General features: G+C 42.9%; 19 protein-coding genes and 4 pseudogenes. 8 read left to right on the top strand and 15 right to left on the bottom strand.

Annotated elements, in window-relative coordinates:
* Nucleotides 1–542: 542 nt before the first annotated feature.
* The 3 genes from H6G48_RS12805 to H6G48_RS12795 form a co-directional block, all read right to left on the bottom strand.
* Nucleotides 543–1,505 carry a protochlorophyllide reductase gene (locus tag H6G48_RS12805; RefSeq protein ID WP_190722079.1) on the bottom strand — a complete coding sequence of 321 codons (963 nt, stop codon included), beginning with the start codon at nt 1,503–1,505 and terminating at the stop codon, nt 543–545.
* A gap of 787 nt (nt 1,506–2,292) precedes the next feature.
* Nucleotides 2,293–3,294, bottom strand: a complete 1,002-nt coding sequence (locus H6G48_RS12800) for a CsgG/HfaB family protein (protein WP_008202558.1) — start codon at nt 3,292–3,294, stop codon at nt 2,293–2,295.
* 72 nt (nt 3,295–3,366) lie between these two features.
* Nucleotides 3,367–4,350 (bottom strand): succinate dehydrogenase/fumarate reductase iron-sulfur subunit, encoded by a 984-nt coding sequence (locus tag H6G48_RS12795; protein ID WP_190722077.1) that lies wholly within the window; start codon nt 4,348–4,350, stop codon nt 3,367–3,369.
* A 532-nt stretch (nt 4,351–4,882) separates the two neighbouring features.
* Between H6G48_RS12795 and H6G48_RS12790 the strand changes: the two genes are divergently transcribed.
* Nucleotides 4,883–5,269 carry an AbrB family transcriptional regulator gene (locus tag H6G48_RS12790; protein WP_147071252.1) on the top strand — a complete coding sequence of 129 codons (387 nt, stop codon included), beginning with the start codon at nt 4,883–4,885 and terminating at the stop codon, nt 5,267–5,269.
* Nucleotides 5,270–5,646: 377 nt separating this feature from the next.
* Nucleotides 5,647–6,441 carry a CPBP family intramembrane glutamic endopeptidase gene (locus H6G48_RS12785; RefSeq protein ID WP_190722075.1) on the top strand — a complete coding sequence of 265 codons (795 nt, stop codon included), beginning with the start codon at nt 5,647–5,649 and terminating at the stop codon, nt 6,439–6,441.
* Here H6G48_RS12785 and H6G48_RS12780 read toward each other — a convergent pair.
* Nucleotides 6,424–7,221 (bottom strand): Tab2/Atab2 family RNA-binding protein, encoded by a 798-nt coding sequence (locus tag H6G48_RS12780; protein ID WP_190722073.1) that lies wholly within the window; start codon nt 7,219–7,221, stop codon nt 6,424–6,426. The two genes, H6G48_RS12785 and H6G48_RS12780, sit on opposite strands and share 18 nt — an antisense overlap.
* A gap of 150 nt (nt 7,222–7,371) precedes the next feature.
* Between H6G48_RS12780 and rimM the strand changes: the two genes are divergently transcribed.
* From rimM to H6G48_RS12765, 3 genes and pseudogenes are all read left to right on the top strand, one after another.
* On the top strand, nt 7,372–7,950 hold the full coding sequence (rimM, locus tag H6G48_RS12775) for a ribosome maturation factor RimM (protein WP_190722070.1): 579 nt from the start codon (nt 7,372–7,374) through the stop codon (nt 7,948–7,950).
* A 277-nt stretch (nt 7,951–8,227) separates the two neighbouring features.
* Nucleotides 8,228–8,443, top strand: a pseudogene (locus H6G48_RS27635) (IS701 family transposase); the annotation flags it as partial.
* On the top strand, nt 8,430–8,642 hold the full coding sequence (locus H6G48_RS12765; RefSeq protein WP_269464993.1) for a winged helix-turn-helix transcriptional regulator: 213 nt from the start codon (nt 8,430–8,432) through the stop codon (nt 8,640–8,642). The pseudogene H6G48_RS27635 and the gene H6G48_RS12765, both read left to right, overlap by 14 nt.
* Here the strand turns inward: H6G48_RS12765 and H6G48_RS12760 are convergent.
* The 5 genes and pseudogenes from H6G48_RS12760 to H6G48_RS12740 all read right to left on the bottom strand — a co-directional run.
* The gene (locus H6G48_RS12760) at nt 8,639–9,100 is read right to left on the bottom strand and encodes a hypothetical protein (protein ID WP_242034632.1); all 462 of its coding nucleotides are present in this window, start codon (nt 9,098–9,100) and stop codon (nt 8,639–8,641) included. The genes H6G48_RS12765 and H6G48_RS12760 overlap by 4 nt on opposite strands.
* 47 nt (nt 9,101–9,147) lie before the next feature.
* Entirely contained in the window at nt 9,148–10,779 is a 1,632-nt protein-coding gene (locus H6G48_RS12755; protein WP_190722068.1) for a purple acid phosphatase family protein, read from the bottom strand.
* A 116-nt stretch (nt 10,780–10,895) separates the two neighbouring features.
* Nucleotides 10,896–11,378 (bottom strand): hypothetical protein, encoded by a 483-nt coding sequence (locus tag H6G48_RS12750; protein ID WP_190357498.1) that lies wholly within the window; start codon nt 11,376–11,378, stop codon nt 10,896–10,898.
* 305 nt (nt 11,379–11,683) lie between these two features.
* Nucleotides 11,684–13,426, bottom strand: coding sequence for an ABC transporter ATP-binding protein (locus H6G48_RS12745; RefSeq protein WP_190722066.1), 1,743 nt, complete (start codon nt 13,424–13,426; stop codon nt 11,684–11,686).
* Nucleotides 13,427–13,523: 97 nt separating this feature from the next.
* Nucleotides 13,524–13,793 (bottom strand): annotated as a pseudogene (locus H6G48_RS12740) (aminotransferase class V-fold PLP-dependent enzyme); the annotation flags it as partial.
* A gap of 218 nt (nt 13,794–14,011) precedes the next feature.
* Between H6G48_RS12740 and H6G48_RS12735 the strand changes: the two are divergent.
* Complete coding sequence (locus H6G48_RS12735) at nt 14,012–16,120, top strand: NACHT domain-containing protein (RefSeq protein ID WP_190722062.1); 2,109 nt, start codon at nt 14,012–14,014, stop codon at nt 16,118–16,120.
* A gap of 198 nt (nt 16,121–16,318) precedes the next feature.
* On the opposite strand, the pseudogene H6G48_RS27185 reads toward H6G48_RS12735, so the two are convergent.
* The 6 genes and pseudogenes from H6G48_RS27185 to H6G48_RS12705 all read right to left on the bottom strand — a co-directional run bounded on the left by H6G48_RS27185 (nt 16,319) and on the right by H6G48_RS12705 (nt 20,748).
* Nucleotides 16,319–16,585, bottom strand: a pseudogene (locus H6G48_RS27185) (type II toxin-antitoxin system RelE family toxin).
* 1 nt (nt 16,586) lies between these two features.
* A complete protein-coding gene (locus H6G48_RS12725) occupies nt 16,587–16,868 on the bottom strand; it encodes a hypothetical protein (RefSeq protein WP_002787278.1) in 282 nt (93 codons plus the stop codon).
* A gap of 432 nt (nt 16,869–17,300) precedes the next feature.
* A complete protein-coding gene (locus tag H6G48_RS12720) occupies nt 17,301–18,545 on the bottom strand; it encodes a M23 family metallopeptidase (protein WP_190722060.1) in 1,245 nt (414 codons plus the stop codon).
* 45 nt (nt 18,546–18,590) lie between these two features.
* Nucleotides 18,591–19,304, bottom strand: coding sequence for a biotin--[acetyl-CoA-carboxylase] ligase (locus tag H6G48_RS12715; RefSeq protein WP_190722058.1), 714 nt, complete (start codon nt 19,302–19,304; stop codon nt 18,591–18,593).
* Nucleotides 19,305–19,415: 111 nt separating this feature from the next.
* On the bottom strand, nt 19,416–20,060 hold the full coding sequence (locus tag H6G48_RS12710; protein WP_002759710.1) for a histidine phosphatase family protein: 645 nt from the start codon (nt 20,058–20,060) through the stop codon (nt 19,416–19,418).
* A 49-nt stretch (nt 20,061–20,109) separates the two neighbouring features.
* Complete coding sequence (locus tag H6G48_RS12705; RefSeq protein WP_190722056.1) at nt 20,110–20,748, bottom strand: histidine phosphatase family protein; 639 nt, start codon at nt 20,746–20,748, stop codon at nt 20,110–20,112.
* A gap of 148 nt (nt 20,749–20,896) precedes the next feature.
* Between H6G48_RS12705 and H6G48_RS26325 the strand changes: the two are divergent.
* Together H6G48_RS26325 and H6G48_RS12700 are read left to right on the top strand one after the other, a co-directional pair.
* Nucleotides 20,897–21,031 (top strand): annotated as a pseudogene (locus H6G48_RS26325) (RNA-guided endonuclease TnpB family protein); the annotation flags it as partial.
* A gap of 458 nt (nt 21,032–21,489) precedes the next feature.
* Nucleotides 21,490–22,497, top strand: a 1,008-nt coding sequence (locus H6G48_RS12700; RefSeq protein WP_190722081.1) for an IS4-like element ISMae7 family transposase, incomplete at its 3' end; no start/stop codon positions are given.

Genomic DNA, 22,497 nt, shown 5'->3' with positions numbered 1-22,497 from the left:
ACAAGCTAGATATCTTGGTCGTGCCAATAATGTATTGAGAGTTGATTAACCGTATCTGTGGAAAAATAATGGTGGAAAGATCATAAATTTAGAAGTTCAAAGACGAAATAGATAAACCCTCCATTATACCATAAAAAATTTTTGCAAGAGGTCTATTACCTGTCGCACCAGACTTAACGTAGATGATAGCCATGATATAAGTAATGGGACAAAATTAACTTCTTGGTTAGGATGGGCAAAAGGCAAGAGGCAAAAGGCAAGAGGTGGTTAGATATGTGCAATTAATTGTGTCTAGTTACTTACCTCGTGTGAAAAAGACCGATCAAGTGATTATTGAGGAAAGTTCACTAATCTTGTCCGTCAAGATTGGCAAAAGCTTGCAGTCAAATCGGAATAATAACAAATCGGTTTTTAATAGTATCATTAACTGCCAATCAAACTTTAAAAACCCAGTTATGGACTGTTTCTCCCTGTCCCAGCACTCCCCGTTTCCACAAGGACACAAGTTACCTTGTGTCCCTTTTTAGTCTCAAAATCAGAAATTAGGCCAATCCGACTAATTTAGCGCTGTATTCCCACATTTTTGCGCCTCTTTCATCGTCGCGAGCTTGAGGAGAAACCCTTTGAACAAAGGATTTACCCTCTTTTTTCTGACGATTGCCCCAACTCCAGTAAGCACCGGATTGACGGTATTCGGGGTCAGCCACCACCATAGCGACTCTTTCCCCGGCTAATTCTTGGGAAACATAGCCACCGGTGATATTTTTCTGGAACCAGGGGAAAAACTGCTGGAAAAAGGGGTAATGGTTGCGGAAAAGGGGTGTATCGGCCACACAACCCGGATAGAGGGAAGTAAAAGTGATTCCGGTCGATTGGTGATAGCGTTTGTGCAGTTCCCGCATGGTGAGAACATTACACACCTTACTATCTTTGTAGGCTTTGACCGATTCAAATTTTTTGCCGTCGGCCATAGTAATCGGCTCTTTGAAACCCTTGGCAAACCCGTCCAAATCGCCCAAATCGGGACGAGGAGGAATTTTACCGCCTAATTCATCGGGATTATGGGTGACAGTGCCGAGAATGACTAAACGGCGGTCGGGAGAGGGAGAATTTTTTAGATCTTCCAAGAGCAAATTTGACAACAGGAAATGACCTAAATGATTGGTGGCCATGCTCAATTCATAACCGTCGGGACTTCTTAAGGGTTCTTTGAGCAAAGGCAGATAGATAGCGGCATTGCAGACTAAAGCGGTTAGGGGTCTGCCCAAGGCCCGGAAATTTTTAGCGAAGCGCCGGACGCTATCGAGGGAACCGAGGTCGATAAATTCAATACAGTAGTTATCCCGGGGAATGTTCAATTCCTTGGCCGCCTGTTCCATTTTCGGGATATCCCGACAGGCCATAACCACAAACCAACCTCTTTGAGCAAGGGATTTAGCGGCGTAGAGACCGACTCCAGAAGTTGTCCCAGTAATGATCACCGTGGGTTTTTGATCTTGTATCATTTTTTGATAGTTTTCGTTAATCGCTCTGGTCTAGGGAATATCCAAGGGATTCCGATTATAAATTTTATCTCAAATGTCGGGGTTTCATCCCGTCCCTAAAAGCGACGGGATGAAACCAAGCGCCAATATAAAACAGCACTTCGACACATTTCGACAGGCTCAATGTAAAGGCTCAATGTAAAGGCTCAGTGACACGAAGCACGATTAAAAATAAGCGTCCAGTCTCCTGACAAAATCTCGAATAACTTCTTCTTGTAAGGGTCTTGACCTACTCAGGCCAAATAGCTACCATGTAAGTAGAGCGGATAGGGTAATCAACCGCTTTAAAAACCCATGTAGTCTAACCACTACGCTATCTGCACCTTGACAATTAAAGATATGGGGTTCTACTCAATAGTTCTAGTTTCCCCCTGCTCGTGATGTAAAATCTTTACAGGAAATAGACAAAGCAGTATTTGAAGCTAACGTTTCAATTCAAGCAAACTTTGTCCCCCCCCCTGGCCCCCCCCGACGTCGGGGGGGCCAGGGGGACTATCGTAGGGCATACGAAAAGTAACGCGCAAGCGTGAGAACCACCTCTGGGTTGGATAACGCAAGGCATCTAATTTAAGTGGACTCGTTGAACTAAGAATCCCGAAGCGCTTAGTGCGACGGGAGTGTCAAATAACTTCAAATTTTCGTGAGTGATCAGTTATCAGTGATCAGTGATCAGTTATCAGTGATCAGTTATCAGATTTAAGTTTACCGATCTCCCCACCTCCCCACTTCCCCAATTCATAATTCATAACTAACGAATGGGTTTAGCTAAATCACCGACTTTAAAACCATTACCGGTAATGATGCGACCGACGCTAGATTGACCATCAGCTTCGACAATTTCGAGAGTGCCAATCGGTTGAGTAATCTGACGGATAACCTTACCCGTTTGCGGATCCTTGACCGTTTGAGTCGTCCGTTCGATGGAAATGCGTAAACCGACACGATAGCCTTCTCCCGTACCTTTATTGAGAATTACCTGATTTCCCGCCACGGCAGCCACTAAAGCGGTGACAGTCGGGAGCGAGCGAGGTGTAGCGGCGATTTGGTCGGCTTTATCATTGAGATTATCCACCACCTGCGCCACTGCCTTATCCGTGGCAATACTGAGTAATTTCCCTTCGTTGGAGGTTTGGGAACCACCCCCAACCCCTAAAACCACGGTTGAACCATCGGATTGATTGGCAGTACCATCTCCCTGAGCGGTGGTAATAATTTCGGCCGTGGTGGTATTAATTGCCCGGACATTTAACTTGACAAAAGCATCGGTTTCTGTCTTGGCGGTGCTAAAAATAATAAACGAGCCACCAGATTGTTTTTTTTGTAAATCGAATTGGGTAATCGAACCGATAATCACCACATCTACCCCCAAAATTTGCCCGATTTGAGCGGCGGTAGCGGCATCTACCCGTCCCGAAGCCCCCAAATTCTGTTCTCTGAGGACAGCATCAATGCGACTGCGCTCAATGACTGTATAGCGACCACTTTCCACCAATTTATTGACGAGAATATCACTGACACCACTGGCTCCACCATTGAGAAATGTTAGCCACTGGGGATTACTGAGACCGCTATAATCGAAGTCTAAAACCGCTACTCGCACCTTTTCGCTTTTTTGGGCTAAGAGTAATGGTAAATTGTTAGAGGTAGCTTGGGAGAAAGCCGGTGCGTTGAAGCTAAAACCCAAACTAGAAGCGACTCCCACAAGGGTGATTAGGGCAGAAAAACCACGGATACTATCTCGATCGAACATGATAATGAGTTCTCCAGTCAAATAGAATATAGATCATAATCATCTCAAAATTACTCTAACTATCGAGGGTGATCAAGAGCGAGAATTTTGAATGGCAGTAATTAAACCTCTCACCTCCTCGGTTCCCTCGGAAGCTTCAAAGGAAGTGGGAAATTTACCCTTAGCAATCATCCGCAATCCCAAGGGGGCAATACTTAATAAACCCTGTAAATCGCGCCAATAATTGCCCACCACATAGAGGCCGAATTTGCGTTCATCAACCCATCCCCCTGCTTTGACTAATTCCACTAAAACTTTCCGGTGACGAATGGGACGACTACTATCGTCCGACTTGCGAGCGAGTATTTCCTGTTTAATTTTACCGATTTGATCCATGGGGGCCACTTCCATGGGACAAACCGCATTACAGAAATAGCAACGGGTACAACCCCAAACCCCGGCGGTGCCTTGATGATAAAGTTCTAGGCGACTTTCCTGATTACCATCGCGGGAATCTGCTAGGGTGCGCTGCGCTTTTGCTAAAGCGTGGGGACCGACAAAATCGGGATTCACTTGCTTAGCATTACATTCCGAATAACAGGCCCCGCACATAATGCAGTTACCCATCTGATTGAGATTGGCTCTTTCTTCTGGAGTTTGCAGAAATTCTCGTTCGGGAATGGTGCGTGCTTGACTACTGATATAAGGTTCAACTCTTTCTAAATCGTCCCAAAACGGTTGCATATTGACGATTAAATCCAGGATAATCGGTAAATTACCCAGGGGTGCGATCGTGATTTCGGGAATTTCTCCGGCATCTTTTTGGCTACAATGGTTTAATTCACTGGCGATATTTTTTTGACAAGCCAAGGCCGAACGACCGTTAATTTTCATCGCACAGCTGCCACAAATTGTATTGCGGCAATTTTTACGAAAGGCCAAAGTTCCATCAAGTTCCCATTTGATGCGATTAAGGCAGTCGAGAATTGTATTTCCCGCCTCCACCTCTAGGGTAAAATTTTCTAGGTAAGGGGTGTCGTTGGGTCGTTGACGCAGAATTTTAAAAGAAACTTCCATACTCGGCACGGGGATGAGGGACTCCTAATACTCAGGATAATCGATGTTAACGGGCCAAAGGGGAGCTAGTAATGGTAATTAATCCTTAAGATTTTCCCCGGTCGGTTCAGCCAAGGGGTGGGTATCTAGACCTAATCATAGATGGGCAAGTCGCTCGAAAACAGTTTAATCACCCTGGATTTACTGCTCTGGGTCATTAGTTTTTTGCCAACTCCAACCACAAGTATAGTTTCTCAATTCCTTGCTAGGTATAGCTTGATCGGTTTTATGTCCTCACTTTCTCCCCCCTGTTTTCCTCGCACTCGACCAAAAATTGCGAGAGTCTTGACCAAAAATTTCCTCTCCCCCACAAGGTTTACACTTACTACCTAGTCTGGGGTCTTCTTAGCACGATTGTCATCACAGAACCATCAGTTTTAAAAAATTTATTATTCCCCTCTAGACATTTTTGGCAAGATTTTTGGTATGATCAATTTGTCAGTGTAAACTTAATTGACAGTCAGTCAAAAATCAAGGGACATTTAAAAGTACCATGAATGATATCTCTCCTACTCCCCTAACAGGGAAAGCTCTACTTCAAAAAGTCAAAGAGTTGGCCCACTTACCCCGTCGCGAAACGGCAAAACGTTGTGGTTACTACTCCCAAAGTAAAGATGGTCAAGTTCGGGTCAATTTAACCGACTTTTACGATGCTGTTTTGGGTGCAAAAGGGGTTCCTCTCGATCCCGAAGGCACTAAAGATGGCCGCGGCCGCGAACCCACTTTCCGGGTTAGTGTCCACAAAAATGGTCAAATCGTCATCGGTTCCACCTATACCGAACAAATGAACTTGCAGCCCGGCGATGAATTTGAAATCAAACTTGGCTACAAGCACATCCACCTCAAACAAATGGAATCAGAAGAACCAGTAGAAGCTTAAATAGGTTACGGAGTAGGGATAAGGATAAAAAAAATCGGCAGTCAAAAGGGCTAGTTTTGACAAGACCGACCAAAAAGACAATATAGATTCTTATCCCTAATTCTAACCCCTGACCGCCTCTTTCATCAACTCGAGGGGTTTTCCTTAAGCACTTTTTCTTCTTTTTCGCAACCCCCTAGGGATGGATTTTTGTTGGAGCTAGGCTTTTCCAGAGCAAAGTTCCACAATTGTTCTGTCCCTAGAGGGTTTGTTTTATGGGTGTTAGGGGTAGGGGGTAGGGAAATGGGGGGATAGGGAAATTTCAACTAATACCCCAAAACCCCAAAACCCCAAAACCCCAAAACCCCAACCGCTACTTCCATAACACCTAATTGACAATGGACATTGCTGCCTTAATAAAAATTATTATTTTCCTGTTAGTCTGGTTAATTCTCTGGCTGCCCATTGCCATTGTTTTAGGGAGTCGTTTGGGATGGCAACCGCTGCAAGGGACAAAACCTGACCAAAAATTGCCACTGGTGGCCTCTCTTTACGTTTTGGCTCCCTTAGTTATCTGGGGATTATTGAAGATAGAGGGGAGCAGCCTCCATAATTACGGATTAATTTGGTCATTTTCCCTATTTATCTCCCTAAGCAAAGGATTAATCCTGGCAGTGGTGGGATTAGGGATAATTTTTTTTCTGGAGGGGATTTTGGCCTGGGTACATTGGCAGCCCAAAAACCTCACTCGCGCTTTTGCCTTGAGTTTACCCCTGTTGATAGTGGCCCTCTGGGTGGGTATTACCGAGGAATTAATCTTTCGGGGCATCTTTTGGAGCCAATTAAGCCAAGAATACGGTTTTTGGGTGGCGGGAGCCATTTCTAGCCTAATTTTTGCCCTGCTGCATCTGCTTTGGGAACGTCAGCAAACGCTGCCGCAACTACCCGGTTTATTTCTGATGGGGATGGTTCTGGTCTGGGCGCGGGCGATCGATCATGGTAGTTTAGGATTAGCTTGGGGACTTCATGGCGGTTGGGTATGGGGATTGGCCTTGCTAGACAGTGCCGAATTGATGTCTTACAGCGATTCTGGGTTAGCTTGGGTTAAAGGTATATATAACCAACCTTTAGCGGGTTTAGCTGGCATTCTCTGCCTCTTGGGGACAGCTTGGGGGTTAAACCTGCTTCAGTAGCCAAAAGCCGGTAAAAGTGCGACTGGAATCGTCTGGTTGTATGAGAAGAAAGTGCAAACCTTGGCTTTCCTCTTTGGTTGCTTGATAAGCATTGGCTGCCTGGGCCACTTCTTCATCTTCGTAGGTCAGGAAAATCCAACGCTCATTTAGACCCGATTCCAAGACTAAACCGCCCGATCGCCCCGTTTCTGTGGGAATATGATCGATAAATACCGGGTTAATTTCCCCTAACCAACGAGCGATCGCCAGAGATTTTTTACCACCGGTAATAACCACACCGGGGATCATTAAAGTGGAGGCTAAACCTAGTTTTAAAGGGTAAAAGGCCTCTGGTAGGGAAAGAATCGGTATTCGGCGATCGCCAAAAAAGTCAACTAAATCAACGGCGGGAAAACGAGCAAAACGCCACTCTTGACCTAAAAATTGGTCGGGTACGGGTTGTGGTGGAGGAGAGTCGATATTTATGGGGATTTGCCGCAATTCTAGCTGTTTTTTCAGGGCGTTAACGTGACGGGTTAACTGGATTTTGATCTGTAAATTCTGACCAGCGAGGAGAAATAAATTGGCGCATTGGGGGCGAAAAACTTGGATAATTTCTGGGGAGGAGACTTGACAAGCTTGCTGTAACTGTTGGGTTAACCAGTCGCTATTAGCTTGGGATTGGGGACAGGAATTTTCATAGATAAGATGACCGAGAGGATCGGAAATTAACAATTGCCAGACTGTGCCAAGAGGGGAAGAAGATGAAGATTTATAAAAATCCGCTTGCCAAATAGTCATAATTCAGTAAAAAGTCACCAGTAAAAAGTCAAAAAATGGTCAGGAGTAGAGGTCAACTAAAAATTTTAGCTTACCAAGACTTTTAAAATCTAGGAGCGAGACAAAAAAGGCTATATACTAGGGAAAGCTATAGCAAAAAATATCGAGACAATGGAAGAAAATTGGCTAGAAATTGGGACAATAGTAGCACCCCAGGGACTGGAGGGAGAATTGCGAGTTTTATCGGTATCAGATTTTCCCGAACGTTTTCAGAAGCGAGGGATGAGGGGAATACAAGGACCCCAGGGGGGAGAAATCCGAGAAATTACTCTGCTCAGGGGACGTGAGCTACCGGGCAAAAATGTTTATGTTATCAAGTTAGAGGGGGTTGAAAATCGGGAACAGGCCGAAGCTTTGCGCGGATATAAATTATGGGCGAATAAACTAGAAAAACCTCGCCTAAAAGCGGATGAATATCATGTTAGTGAGCTAGTAAACTTAGAAGTTTATCATCACCTGACAGGAGAAAAAATCGGGGTTGTAGTAGATATTTTGTGGGCGGGTAATGACATTTTAGCAGTGCAACTAGAAGCAAATCTAGCTTCCGTCAAGAAAAAAAGTCCATCCTCCGACTCAGAGGCCACGGCCCTGGTCCCCTTTGTCAAAGAAATTGTTCCACTGGTGGATCTGAAAGCGGCACGCATCGAGATTGCGCCACCACCGGGGTTATTAGAGATCAATTTATCCTAGTGAAACTTAAACGATCAACAAGAGTATAATAGAGCATAATCGTTATAGAGTAAGCACTTGACGTTGAGAGAGCAGCGATGAAAGAGACAACCCCAGTCGCGATGCCTCCCTGTTTTCACCGATGGTGTGGACGTTTTGACAACTGCTTCAAGAGCGAAGCGCAAAAAAATGGGTTCAGACAGTATTTAGGAGGATTATTAGGGGAAAGTGAGAGGAAAAACCTCCCTCAAATGGCCAATAATGCCGTCGGAGTAGTTTATAACCGATTACATCACTTTATTTTATCTTGGTGTTTTGTGCCTATACATTTATCCTGTGGCATAAGTTAACTGGGGGACTGCAAAGGCGGTGGACGAATCGACCTTTAAACACTTTTGTGGAAGCTTTGGAAGCTTTTCGGACAGCGATGTCTTTTCGTTTCTTTAGGTGGCTGACCGAGAATCGGGATGTGTTTGCCGCTTATCAAGCCAGTTTCGGCTTTGTTTGGGCTTAAAATTTGTTTAAGTCCCATTAGTCAAAAAGTTCTCACCCAACAACTGAGGGAATTAGAGTTAGATGGACTGATTCACCGAGAAGTTTATCCAGAAATTCCTCCTAAAGTTGAATATTCTTTAACCGCTTTCGGAGAAACCCTGAAACCGATTATTCTGGAAATGCACCAATTAGGAATTGAGAAAAATGCCAGACTTTAAGGTTTCAAATTTCCTCCTCGAATAAACCAAGTAATTGTGGCACTGGTAAAAGCAGTGATAGCGACAATAGCTATTTGTTTCCAGTTTTTTAATTCCCCAACTTTCTCGATTAAATCGGGAATTTTTTGGGTTAATACTGCTTGGGATTGAATTGTTCCTTCAATTTTAGCCGTTATAATTTTCACTTCCGTTATTTCTTTGTGTAGGTTAACAAATTGCTTGTTATTTTCTTCTCTCAGGGTTTCTAGTTGTTTGCGATTATCTTCCTTTAGCGTATCAATTTGCTCGCGGGTTTCTTCTCGCAGGGAAGTCATTTGCTCGCGGGTTTCTTCTCGCAGGGAAATCATTTGCTCGCGGGTTTCTTCTCGCAGGGAAATCATCTGCTCGCGGTTTTCCTGTCGCATTGCCGAGAGTAAGTCTTTCAATTCTTGAATATCATTGCTAGTAACAGTAGTCATACAATTAACCCCAAGAGAATCTATTTAACCAGCACTTTTTAATTTTATTATACTTCACCTATGCTAAAAAGGTCAAATTCATCAAATTTAATTACCTCGGAGTCAGGATAACGAGTATCAAAACGATAACTGCTCACGGTTCCTTTTTCTGTATCTAAAATGCTAAAAACCGTCAGATCATTACTGGCAATATAGGGTAAAGGTTGATTAACCCAATCCACTAGAGGAGCAATATTCGGGATAATTGCTTGTAATCCATTAGGATTACCGATGGCTGCATAATTTCTATCGAGGGGTACAGGACGTTTTTTATCACCTAAATAAGCACTATAACTATTGCCAACGTTAGAAGATTCGAGAAAATTCATACCCTTAGGACCAAGAAAACGATTCCATAAATGAGAATGACCATAAAAAACCAAATTAACCTTGGCTGATTCTAATAAGGGAATTAGATCACGAATAATATAATCATTTTCTTGGGGATAATCATAACGTACTGATGTAACTTTTCCCGTGGTATCCCGTTGAATTTTCGGCACGGGATTGGTGTAGGGTGGAACGATATTGACCCCTAGGGTATGGGGAGGATGATGAAACATAACTACTTTATATTTAGCCTCTTGAAATTCTCGACTATTTAACTCTTTTTCTAACCATTGATATTGAGGACTACCCTGAGCAATTGGCTCAAAAATATGCTGACCGTAACCCCAGCGGTCGGGTCGATCTAAATCTCTTTGATTTTCGTAATATCTTCCCCTTGCACTGGGTTCTAAATTGGGATTTCTCCAGATATTAGTAACATATAAAACCACTAAACGAATATCGCCAAAGGTTAGAGAATAATATTTATTTTGAGGCAAAGAAAAAATTTCTTCGTAGGTTTCTGTGTTGAAAGCATTATTTTTTAACCAGTTTTCATTAATTACTGCTGTATCCTCTGCTAGTTGTTTAGCAATAAATTGAGGTATAGCATCTTCAAACTGTTCATTTAAACCTCTGGAATTAGAAAATCTGCCCATAACTTCATGATTACCAATGGCAGTAAATAAGGGTGCATTTTGAATAATTTCTCCCCCTTTATAAATAGTCTGAATACCATTCTTTGTAAGAGTATAATTAGCACGACCTTGTAAACAGGGAAAGAATGCCCCACCGCGACTATCATCAAACCATTCGGAAGCTCGATCGGGTATATTAACTAAATCTCCTGCTAAAAAAACTGCATCTATCTGTCCAATAGTTTCGCTAACTTTTTGCAAATTAGCGGCAGTCATGGGCATTAATTGATGATCGGAAGTGAGCAGAATTTTGAGATTAGTTCCTTTTTTTGGTCTTGGGGTAAGGGTATAAATATCACTTCTAATCGCTGTATTTTCCTGAAAAATGGTGACTTGATAGGGAATCCTTTCCCCGGGATTTAAATCAGTAATTTCGGACTGATGTCGCCAGATTTCTCGAGGGGTTAAAGATTGATAAGCTTCAACGGTTCTCGATTGAGCATCTTCTCTAACTCTAGTTAATTTGCTAGTGCGAGCGGGGACTATTTTCTCTAGTTTTTCCCCGTAGCGCACCTGAGGACGAGCGCCAAAAAATTCCGTAAACCAAACCACTTGTATTGATGTTTCGGTGGGTAATTGTAAAAAAGGTTCGCTTAAAAGTTGATTCTTGTTCATTGTCGCTAAAAGATAACTAATTATAATTCAAAAAGCTGGGTTAATATAACAACCAGCTTTTGAGATGCTCAAGTTAAAGAGGACTAACAAAACTTTTAACCCCTCTTCGGGTAGTTTTAGTGACAGACTCCCGTGAAAGAATCACCACCATGCTTAACTTTAATGGTGCGAAGATTGTTTTCTAGGGTAAAACTAACCGGTGTTCCTGCTTGACTTTTTCCGCTAAAAGTATTTCTACCTTGGTAGGTAGTGACAGCTAATCCTACCGGCTGCATTTCCGGGGGAGTTGCGGCAGCAAAATTATCAATCGTTACGGTGTTATCGTCTTTGTTAACTACCAAAATTTGCCCTTCCACCACATCACTAACCGGGGAAACCATTGTCAGTGTCACCGGTTCTTTTTTGTCGATCGAGTCGTCATCAATTTCAGAAGTATAAACATAGAGTTTTACCCCTTGGGCGGTTTTGCCAGTTGCTGTACAGATGATACCATCTCCTAGACTAGACATTTGGGCAATTGTCGGCTGAATTAAGACGCTGGGGATACCGATCAGGGTAACGGTGGCTAAAAGAGCGGTTTTAGTCAGATTTTTAAGCATGAATTTCTCGGTACAAGTGGACTTCTCTTAGGTTTTTAGCACATTACCTGTGCCACGAGAAATCAAGATAACACAAAAATTGGCTAGAAATTTTTATAAAGTGTTGAGTGAGATTCTTGGCTTTTACTGCCATTAAATCGACAAAATAGCCAGAAAATTCTTCTTAAATTCTCCTACTAACTGGCAATAACTAGCAGATTCCCTATTTGATCGGCTAATGTAAAACCATCGACAAAATAGCCAGAAAATCCGGGTTAAATTCCCTGACTAACCGGCAATAATTGGCAGATTCCCTATTTTATCGGCTAATGTAAAACCTTAGACTCTAACTGCTGCTGTTGCCAGAGATTTTGATAGACTCCGGGGACTGCGATTAACTCCTCGTGGGTTCCTATCTGGACAATTTCTCCGCGATCCATGACAAAAATGCGATCGGCAGTGGCAGCGGCCGATAATTGATGGGAGATAAAAATCACGGTTTTTTGGCTTTCTTGGCTGATATTTTCCAAAATAGCTGTAGCCGTTTGATTATCGACGCTAGATAGGGCATCATCAAGGATTAAAATCGGTGCTTGGATGGCTAAAGCGCGCGCTAAAGAGGCCCGTTGACGTTGACCCCCGGAAAGAGTAATCCCACGTTCTCCCACTAAAGTTCCGTATTTTTGCGGGAAATTCTCGATTTCCTCCTGAATTCTCGCTTGTTTGGCCGCCGATTCCACTGCCGAAAAATTCAGCAGCGGATCGCCATAACGGATATTATCTTCAATAGTGGTACTAAATAAAAAACTTTCTTGGGGAACATAAGCGATCGCTTTTCGCAGCTCTTCCAGGGCAATTTGAGTGACATCTTGATCATCAATAAATAACTGTCCCTCAGCAATATTCAAAAGACGGGGAATAGCGTTAGCAAGGGTAGATTTTCCCGATCTGATCGCACCGACGACCGCTACCGTTTCCCCCGGATTAATGGTAAAAGAAAGAGATTTTAAGGCGGGTTCCTTAGCATCAGGATAGAAAAAAGTCAAGGCTTTGGCGGTAATTTTTCCTTGAATATTTTTTAAGTGAATACAATCGGCATTGTCTTTAATTTTAGCCTCGGCTAATAGGATAGTTTCCAGGCGATCTATACTCACTTCTCCCTGTTGGTAGGCAGTAATAGTGAAACCTAATAAAGCAGTGGGAAAAACTAATCTTTCTGCCAAAATTAACAGAGCAATAAAGTCCCCAATGGTGATATTACCCGCTATAATTTGTCTAGTACCGAGAGCAAGCAACGCCAATAAACTGACATAGGCCAAAGCTTCAATCAGGGGAAAAAGAAAATTACGAGTCTGGACTAAATCTAAATTAGCCTGTAATAATTTGCGATTTCTTTGCTTAAATGCTCGGCGCTCGTTACCTTCTTGGGCATAAATTTTAATCAGAGTAATACCACTCATATCCTCTTGAATTAAATCGCTCAGATGCGAGAGTTTTTCTTGTACTGTTTTCTGTTGCCGCTGCAGACGACCACTAAATAACTGCACCGCAATTAACATCAAAGGATAGACAGAAATAGCGGCGATTGAAAGGGGAATATGAATCGCTAACATTACAGGTAAAGTTAACCCATAGGCAAAAAAAGTATTAGCCAAACTGAGCAAAGCAAAACCCACCAGACGACGGATATTATCCACATCGCTAGTGGCACGGTTGATTAAATCTCCTGAAGTTTGCCGAGAAAAATAGGCAGGTTCAAGGGTTAATAAATGCTGAAAGATTTTTTGTTTAAGCTCGAACTCTACCTGACGACCGATCCCGAATAACAATACTCTGGAAATCATGCGGATAAACCACATAATCGAGGCTAAAGCGACAATTAAAATCAGATAATAAATGATTTTTTGAAAGTCAAAGGATTTACTCAAATCATCGATGCTATCCCGGATTAAAAGCGGTATATAAACACCCAAAAGATTAACAATAAGCAGAGCAACTACCCCCCCAGTTACTATTTGCCAATGGGGACGTAGATAATTTGCTAGTTTTTTAATGCGAGAATAAGCCATATTCAGTTATCAGTAATCGGTGATCAGTTATCAGTTATCAGTTAGAACAGGAAAAAGGGGGAATAGCCACCCAAGAATTTTTATTTTTTCTCCTTAACATTAGAACCAGCCTTGGGCGGTTTACCGGGGGGCTGATCAATTTTAGCTTGATAGCCGTACCGCCAGAAGTGAAGATAATCTGGTCTGAATTGGCATTAATTAACCCTGCTACCTGTTCTCTGGCCATTTCGATGACTGTCGCCCTATCCTGTCCCCAACTGTGTAAACTGGAGGGGTTGCCCCAATGATGCTGGAGAATAGTGGCAACCCGCTCGATTACTTGGGGATGAGTGGGGGTAGTGGCACTATAGTCAAGATAAATTTGCATTATTTTACAATCTGAGAAATGAGAGCCAAGTACAAGCAGCTATTCTCAGTTTAGCGGCTTAAGGATTAGAAACCCGCTTTCTTAAAGAAAGTGGGTTTCTGGGTTGATGAGAAACCCGCTTTCTGGGTTGTTGATGAGAAAGTGGGTTTCTGGGTTGATGATGAGAAAACCGCTTTCTGGCTTATACTAAGCTTCAGAGGATTTACAGGGGTTAAGTTATGACAGGAATTGAAACAACCATTGTAATGGCAGGGGCTAAGAGTTTGATTGACCAAATCACTAAATCGGGGTGGGAGGGTATTAAGAAAAATGAGTTATTGAATAAAGATGTCGGGCAGCTTATTAGAGAGGTAAAGTATCGTTTTTTGCGGAAATATCCTCAACGTTACTGGGATCGGCACGGCATGATTAAGGTTTTAAAAATGTCTAAGCCGATGGATTTGGAGTCAATTTATGTTAATGTCAAATGTTTAGGAAATTTAGTCAGGGATTATTATGATGAAAATTTAGAAAATAAATATCGTGAGAGTAAGCAGCGACGGTTTAACTTTAGGGATGATGGTAAAAAAGATGGTTTACTTTTGGCTAATCAAGAACAATATTTAATGGTACTTGGTGATCCCGGCATTGGTAAATCTACATTTTTGCGAAAAGTTGGGCTAGAAGCTCTCAAGGGAAATAAAGGCAGTTATCAGCATCCTCTAACACCTGTTTTACTGGAGTTGAAAAACTTTAAAGAAAACGAGATTAATATTCAGGCATTAATTGAAGAGGAGTTTAAAATCTGTGGTTTTCCCAATGTGGAAAAAAATATTAGCAATAAACTAGAAAAAGGGGAATTACTAATTTTATTAGATGGTTTAGATGAAGTGCCAACAGCTAATGTTTATAATGTAATCGAGAAAATTCAAGATTTTGTAGATAGGCATTATAAAAATCGTTTTATTCTCTCCTGTCGCACTGCTGCTAGAACTCATCTTCGACAATTTACCGATATTGAAATTGTCGAATTTGATGATCAGCAAATTCAAAGTTTTATTGAACATTGGTTTAGTTCGGAATTAGACCGCAAAAATGAGACGGCTAAAAATTGTTGGGAACTGTTGCAAAAGGAGGAGTATAAAAGTGCAAAAGAGTTAGCCCATACACCGTTATTGTTGACTTTTTTGTGTTTAGTTTATGATGAAAATCAATCTTTTCCCACAAATCGCAGTCGCCTTTATCAAGATGCGTTACGAATTTTATTGGAAAAATGGTCAGCCGAAAAACGTTTACCTAATCGCGGTTTAGTTTATGAAAATCTCAGTATTGAGCAAGAAGAAATTTTGCTATCTGAAATTGCTTATCAGAATTTTGTAGCAGATAAACTTTTTTTAGAAAAACGAGAAGTTGTTAAGCAAATTAAAGATCACCTTAAACAAAACTTAAATGCTCCGCAACATCTGGACGGAGAAAAAGTATTAAAAACCATTGAAATTGAACAGGGAATTTTAGTAGAGCGGGCGAGAGATATCTATTCTTTTTCTCATTTAACCCTTCAGGAATACCTCACGGCTCAGTATATCTATGATAATGATTTGATTGAAGAAGCAGTTAAGAATTATGTAACAGAAACTCGTTGGCAAGAGGTGTTTTTGTTAGTGGCGGGTTTGATGCGAGGGAAAGCCGATAAATTGTTATTAGCAATGGAGAAAGAAGCCCATAATTATCTTACAACGCCCCTCGGTCAAAAATTAGTGCCGATTTTGCAATGGGCAGATGAGATGACTAAAGATTCTGTTGATAGTCCGATTAAACCTGTAGGAAGAAGAGCGCTCGCCTATTGGCTCTTCATCGCCTACGCCAAAGTCATCCCCAACGTCATCGGCATCGGCACCCTCATCGGCATCCCCATCACCCACAGCATCATCATCGCCTACGCCTACGCCCCCGAGATCGCCTACAACATCTCTGGTATCCTCTTTACCTTCAACTTCATTCATGAGTTTGTCCGGTTAGTTAAATTATTTGCTCAGTATCGAATTGTTTCTAGGGTTAATTTTTTCCAATTAATCGCTGATTTAGAAGCTTTAAAACAAATTATTCCTGATGATAAAGCAACTAGAAAAGAACATCAAGAATTTTTTTATCAATTATTTAAAATCTCGAATACTGCTTTTAATTTAACGCCTGAATTACTTAATTTATCCACCCGCCAAGAAATTAGCGAAATAGACAAGCATTATTTTTATATTAATCGCCTGATTCTCGACTGCCAAAAAGTGGCTGTTAATATTTCCCCTACCGTCTGGCAAGAAATCGAAGAACGAATGCTCCGCGTTCCTTAACTTCTACTTTTTTTCTCAAATTTTGCCTTTCCAATTGGATGAGATTAGCGAATATTAACACTATGAGGATTGGGAGCTTCAAAAACCTTGCATTACCATTTTTATAGAACACAAATTAGTGCAAAAAGAGGACAACAAAGCCTGAAACTCCCGCTTCCTGACTGACTTCAACAATAAACTTTTTGCCGCAAACCCTATTTATTGGCGGTAAGCTTGACTGCGATGTTCAATCAGCAAGACAATAACTTGAGACTGACTATCATCAACTGTATAGATAACCCGATAGTCTCCAACGCGGAAGCGATACTTCTAGACAAATTCTCCCTTTAATGCTTTAATTTGAGGATAATTCTTCGGTGTTTCTTGAAGGAGTTTTAAACACTTAGCAATCTTCTTTTTTAAGATTGGATCCGCTTCAGAATAAACTTTATTTGCTTTAGCTGTCAAACGGACTTTATAAGTCATCTCAGCTTTCCCAATCAATGAGGCAACCTGATTGTAAATCCATTTCAGCTTCTTTCAAATGTTCCATAATATTCGGGATTGCTCTAATTTCTTGCGTTGCCTTTTCACTTTCTTTATCTGACAAATAAGCGGCAAATTCTAGAATCATCTTTAAATTTTCTACTGATAGGGTTTGTATATATTGTTGAATCTTTTGCTGCATTAAATCGACCTGTACTAATGTTTCAGAATCTAAAAAATCTTCTGGAGTCGAGGGATTTACTTCAACGTCAGTTAGAGTCATATTTAATCAAGTGCTTCTCTCAAGTTTATTATTTGTATCTTAGCGTGTATCCCGTCTCCCGACGACCGACGACCGACTCCTGACCCCACAGTTAACTTTATTTTTGTCCAACTACTTAGGGTTGGCTGAAAAAGTACGGGCGAAGCATTCGGATAGAAAATCTACGGTTTCACCGATAGGTTATTGCCCGAATGCTTCGCCCCTACAGGACGCGAGCGCCGCTCAAGATGCCAGGTTTTGAAGCACGATTCTCTCAAAATCTTGCACCTGTTTCGCGAGAAAAGCCACAAAACCCTTACCTTGCCTACATTTCACATTTATTCAGCAAGCCCTACTTAAGACTGCGAATGTATGAAAACGCATCAATTGGGCAAAAGCTCAACGATGCGTTTTTAAGCTCCAAAAACTGCTATGGTTGTCAGCCAAGACCAATTAATTCTGATTAGAGTCAGTGGCTGCGGCCATTTGCATTCTCTGCACCAGATTATCGAGGGCTAATTCTAGATGTAAACCGGCATCTACGGCGGTCCAACCCTGTTCGGTTAGGTGTCGCCATTCAAAGTGTAGGTGAGGACCGGTAGAAAGTCCCGTACTACCCACACGACCGATAACTGCGCCCTGTTCCACCCATTCTCCCGGTTTGACAGTAATTTCCGAAAGGTGGGCATAACGAGATTCTTGACTACCATCGAGGTGACGTAAAATCACAGTTAATCCGTAACCTCCCAACCAGTCGGCGGTGGCCACTTCCCCTGCGTAGGCGGCTAATACAGGTGTTCCCATCGGTGCGCCTAAATCAGTACCCGCGTGCATGGCCCGATTACCGCTGACTGGATGATTTCGCCACCCGAAAACCGAGGTAATTTGGGCGGGAAGGGCGAGGGGAAAGAGTAAATCCGTGCGTTGAGTTTGGTTAGAATCCGTGGGACTTAAACGGGTGGCCCGCTCATAGGTGGTCGCTTCGCTGATTGCTTCCACTTCCGCACGAGTCACGGGGGCTAAAGCCAATTTTACGCCATTCCATTCCGGGGGATTGAGGGCTACCACCTGACTGGGAATCACCGTCGGGGCGGCCAGACGTACCGGGGCGCTAGAAGCCACGAGAGTGGGGGCATAACGACGCAGGGAATTATTAGCGATAACCGGCTGATTTCGGGGCTGCCGTCCTACCCGCACGGCCGGATTAGGATTGAGACGCACCCGGGCCAGATTAACCGGGGGTAAGGGTTTGGCCACAGTGCTGACCGGCTGACGACGGGGGGACCGGGCCGCCAGATTACAGCTACCTCCTACCAGTTGACCATTTTGGGCGATGGTTTGGCAACCACTGCGGCGCTCGGTGACGACAACGGAACTGGGGGGGTTAAAGTTTCTGGTATCGATAAAATTATTTTTACCGCCGGCCCGGGGGGCAAGGGTAGGCATATCGGTTTGATGGTTTTCGGGGATAGCCAGACGGGGGGCAGGATTAGTATTTTCTTTGATAACGGGGGCTTTCAGAGTGGGGGCGGCATTTTCCACCACTGGGGTTTCGCTGCCAGTTTCGGAATTAGCGATCGCATTGGGAGCAAGAGTGAGCAGACCGCTAATCACTAAACCGAGACCACTGCATAAACTCAGCTTCTTTTTTAAGGATTTTCCGAGAAAAAGTTTCAATATCACCGATGAAGGATACATAGGGCGGCCTCACTTCTCACAGTTTAGTCAAAAAAATATTTAGACTCAATTATAGCCGAGACTGACCCTACCCGCCGGTAGATAGATTTCGCTACTGGCATTGTCCGAGGTTAGTTTAACTTTTAATTCCCCTCGATCGCTTACCCCCGTTATTATGCCCTGATAGCCCTTGAAAACTATCTTTTGACCAAAATTGGCAAAAAGTTCTAAATAGGAGGCTAATAAGGCTTTTATGCCGTGATTACAGTAATATTCATAGCCGTATAGGATAGCATCGCTGGTGACATCGGTTAATTGAGCGATCGAGGTGATTTTATTGCCAGTAAAAGCCTGTAAATTAATACCGGTGGGGGGGACAGGATTAGACCAATTGAGGCCCACTCCGATGACTGCTTGGGGGATGTTTTGACCCTGAATACGGGTTTCTAGGTTAATTCCCCCTAGTTTGCGCCCTAATAGGACTAAATCGTTCGGCCATTTGATTTTAACGGGTATTTCTTGACAATTCAGGTGATAAGCGATGCCCCAAACTGTAGCGAGAACGAGATGGGCAGATTTATCCACCTCTAAATCCAGATTTAACGCCAAAGATAAATATAATCCTCCCGGTTCAGAAATCCACTCCCGTCCCCATTGTCCCCTCCCGGCACTTTGTTGACTAGCAGTCACCACAAAAGGCGGATTTTCCCCCGACTCTAATAATTGCCACGCTTTAGTATTAGTGGAAGGTAATAGCTCAAAGTGATGGATTTTGGGCATAAATGGGAAGTGGGGAGTATTTTCAGTGATCAGTAAACAGTAAACAGTAATCAGTGACCTGAAAACTCACATCTGATCACTGATAACTGATCACTGATCACTGATAACTGATTAGGTGCAGGGGAGAGAACGCAGGTACTCACTGAGGTGGGAACGTAAACCGATGCCATGGAAAAGCGGGCCACGACTGCCTAATTCGACGATACTGACGGCGGCCACGGGCATTTCAAACCGATCGCGATAACGGCCCACATCGATACCCATGAGACTACAGAGCATGATCCGGATGGTGGCCTTGTGGGAAACAATCAGGATATTGCCATCACTGTGGGTGTGTTCAATTTCCTCCAAAACGGCCGCCGAACGACGGGCGATATCGATCCCCCTTTCTCCGTTGGGGGGAGCATTCCAAGCCGGATCCGTCAACCAGCGTACATAGAGATCATGATATTGACGATCGATATCGTTGGGGTGCATACCTTCCCAAAGACCATAACCGATCTCTTGTAATCCCTGGCGGATTTCTAATTTCAGTCCTACCGCTTCACAGAGGGGTTTAGCGGTTTGAATAGCTCTTTGTAGGGGACTGACGTAGGCCGCGCGCCAAGGTAAAGAACGATAGACATCGGCGAATTCCTCGGCCATTTCGATGCCTTCGGCAGTCAAACCGGGGTCATTTTCTGGAGTACCACAGTATCCTCCCGTTTTGCTATAGGCCGTTTGTCCGTGTCGTAGAAAATATAACATCAAGCACATAGTTTTTCAGGAGACCAAATTCGGGGCTTCCCTGGTTACTGTTGACTGGTTAGGTTCCCGCTCGCGAGCGCAGGTCATTGCGGAGGTAAGAGCGATCGCCCATGACTTGAAAGAGGGGACCGTGTTCGGCTAATTCGACGATCGTCACCGAGGCCACGGGCATGGCAATTCGATCGCGATAACGGCCGATATCAATGCCTAAAAGAGAACATAACATGATTCGGATCGTTGCTTTATGGGAAACGATCAAAATATGGCCATCATCGTGATTATGGTCGATTTCCTCTAATACTTCCGAACTGCGGCGAGCGATATCGATGCCTTTTTCGCCCCCTGTGGGAGAATTCCAGCCCGGATCTGCTAACCAGCGCACATAATCATCATGAAACTCCCGATTAACCTCGGCTGCGGTTTTTCCCTCCCATTGGCCGTAGGCAATCTCTTTTAATCCTTCCCGTTTGTGGATGGGAATACCTAAGAGATCGCTTAAAGGGGTGGCCGTGGCCATGGTGCGCTTGAGGGGACTAGAATAGATCCCTGTCCAAGGCACATCTCGATAGGCAAGGGCGAAATCCTTGGCCATTTCATCGCCAGCTGGGGTTAGTTGCAAGTCTAATCGACCGCAAAAACTACCCGTTTGACTGGCTGTGGTTTCGCCATGACGCAAAAAGTAAAGTTTTAGACTCATTTTTTAGATTCCTCTTATATTTGTGACTCTCTCCCACCTATAGTGATACTAAATCTTGTTTAAAAAGTACAGGAGAGCAGGGAGCGGGGAGAAACAATCCATAACTTGGAAGTTAATCACACTATTAAAAACGGATTTGGTATGATAAAAGGTAAAAGGTAAAAAAGGTTATCCTAAATTCCCCAAAAATAATCGTTCTGTAGATTATAAACACTCTGGTGGGAAATTATCGGATGATAGAAAGAAAATAACTTTCACAGATAAGAAAACTATTGACACGGTGCTTTATCCAACCTTCTGATTATCTGTTTGGCTACCTTAGTTGGTAAAGCTAAATAATCAGAACTTTGAGCTACTTGGTGATAGAGTTGATTAAAATTTAATTTCTTGTGTTCAACCAAGAAATATTGGCGATAGTGGTAATTAGCTAGATTGAAGAGCTTTTTTGACAAAAAAGCAGCTCGGTCAATTTCTGACCAGCAAGGATGGCATTTGGTGATGATATGGCGTTCAACTAGCTTCATGTCTTGATTGCAGCTGATAACCCTCTCAAAATCTATCTCCCTAATAGATAGAGTCAGAAGCGGTAAAACCCCACAGCCCACACCCCACCTGCCCCCTCGATGTCGCTATCCATTAGTCAGATCTTTCTTAACAAAAAGAGAAGAAACTTAAAAAAAGGGGAAACGATTGATAGGTATAGTTTTGAAAGAAGGAATTAAGGTGGAGGTAAGCAAAAAAATGGAGAAATGGGCAGCCCAAGAATTACAGTATGCAGACCTAGGGGACACCAGAAGAAAGAAAAGGTTAATCAGTATCGTAGAAAACTTGGCCAGTCAACCTAGTACAAGTGTGCCACAAGCTTCGGGAAATCTAGCCGCCGCCAGTGCCACCTACGACTTTTGGAATTCCCCCTATTTTCACCCCTCAGATATAATTGCCGCCCAAGCCAAAAGTACCGTAGAAAGAATCAAAGAACATCCAATAGTTTTGGCAGTGCAAGACACAACAAGTTTAGACTTTACGACCCAAAAAGCCAAAAAAGGAATGGGTTATCTAGATTATAAAAAATCCTTTGGTCTCAAAGTTCATACCACCTTAGGAGTGTCAGCGCCAGGAATACCTTTAGGACTGATTAATCAATATGTCTGGGCAAGAGAAGAAAAGAATTTAGGGATTGCCAAGCAACGCAAAAAAAGAGAAACCGAAGAAAAAGAAAGTCAAAGATGGTTAGATTCTTTGTCAGAAACACAACAACAAATACCCGAAGAAATTCAAGTAGTAACAATCGGAGATTGTGAGGCAGACATATTTGATTTATTTGCCCAATCAAGAAGTCCTAACTCTCATTTATTAATCCGAGGAACTCATAACCGAAAAGTTAACTATCTCGAAGACAAGCAAAAGTCAGGGCATCCAGAGCCTAAATATTTACATCAATCCATCAGAGAAATAAAAGCCTGTGGTACCCTAGATGTGCAAGTAAAACGCAATCCTAATCACGAGGCTAGACTAGCTAAACTAACAGTTAGATTTGCCAGTTTTGAAATACAAGTACCTAAGCATCACTCGAAAGCGAACCCTCGTCAACCGGTCAAATTACAGGTAATTTTAGCTGAAGAAGAAAATCCGCATAGCGGAGTTAATCCTATCAGTTGGCTCCTCTTAACTAGCCTAGACATTAGTAGCTTTGAATCAGCGATAACCTGTGTGCGCTGGTATAGTTATCGCTGGTTAATAGAACGCTAT

The sequence above is a fragment of the Microcystis flos-aquae FACHB-1344 genome, assembly GCF_014698375.1.
Lineage (GTDB): Bacteria > Cyanobacteriota > Cyanobacteriia > Cyanobacteriales > Microcystaceae > Microcystis > Microcystis aeruginosa.
This window is presented reverse-complemented; position numbering and strand designations above follow the sequence as displayed.

Bases quoted from the DNA above. Each gene is read 5' to 3' on its own strand.
- rimM (WP_190722070.1), top strand. From the start codon at position 7,372: ATGGAAGAAAATTGGCTAGAAATTGGGACAATAGTAGCACCCCAGGGA.
- H6G48_RS12710 (WP_002759710.1), bottom strand. From the start codon at position 20,060: ATGTGCTTGATGTTATATTTTCTACGACACGGACAAACGGCCTATAGC.
- H6G48_RS12790 (WP_147071252.1), top strand. From the start codon at position 4,883: ATGAATGATATCTCTCCTACTCCCCTAACAGGGAAAGCTCTACTTCAA.
- H6G48_RS12800 (WP_008202558.1), bottom strand. From the start codon at position 3,294: ATGTTCGATCGAGATAGTATCCGTGGTTTTTCTGCCCTAATCACCCTT.
- H6G48_RS12705 (WP_190722056.1), bottom strand. From the start codon at position 20,748: ATGAGTCTAAAACTTTACTTTTTGCGTCATGGCGAAACCACAGCCAGT.
- H6G48_RS12780 (WP_190722073.1), bottom strand. From the start codon at position 7,221: ATGACTATTTGGCAAGCGGATTTTTATAAATCTTCATCTTCTTCCCCT.
- H6G48_RS12750 (WP_190357498.1), bottom strand. From the start codon at position 11,378: ATGCTTAAAAATCTGACTAAAACCGCTCTTTTAGCCACCGTTACCCTG.
- H6G48_RS12755 (WP_190722068.1), bottom strand. From the start codon at position 10,779: ATGAACAAGAATCAACTTTTAAGCGAACCTTTTTTACAATTACCCACC.
- H6G48_RS12735 (WP_190722062.1), top strand. From the start codon at position 14,012: ATGACAGGAATTGAAACAACCATTGTAATGGCAGGGGCTAAGAGTTTG.
- H6G48_RS12745 (WP_190722066.1), bottom strand. From the start codon at position 13,426: ATGGCTTATTCTCGCATTAAAAAACTAGCAAATTATCTACGTCCCCAT.
- H6G48_RS12760 (WP_242034632.1), bottom strand. From the start codon at position 9,100: ATGACTACTGTTACTAGCAATGATATTCAAGAATTGAAAGACTTACTC.
- H6G48_RS12805 (WP_190722079.1), bottom strand. From the start codon at position 1,505: ATGATACAAGATCAAAAACCCACGGTGATCATTACTGGGACAACTTCT.
- H6G48_RS12795 (WP_190722077.1), bottom strand. From the start codon at position 4,350: ATGGAAGTTTCTTTTAAAATTCTGCGTCAACGACCCAACGACACCCCT.
- H6G48_RS12725 (WP_002787278.1), bottom strand. From the start codon at position 16,868: ATGACTCTAACTGACGTTGAAGTAAATCCCTCGACTCCAGAAGATTTT.
- H6G48_RS12785 (WP_190722075.1), top strand. From the start codon at position 5,647: ATGGACATTGCTGCCTTAATAAAAATTATTATTTTCCTGTTAGTCTGG.
- H6G48_RS12715 (WP_190722058.1), bottom strand. From the start codon at position 19,304: ATGCCCAAAATCCATCACTTTGAGCTATTACCTTCCACTAATACTAAA.
- H6G48_RS12720 (WP_190722060.1), bottom strand. From the start codon at position 18,545: ATGTATCCTTCATCGGTGATATTGAAACTTTTTCTCGGAAAATCCTTA.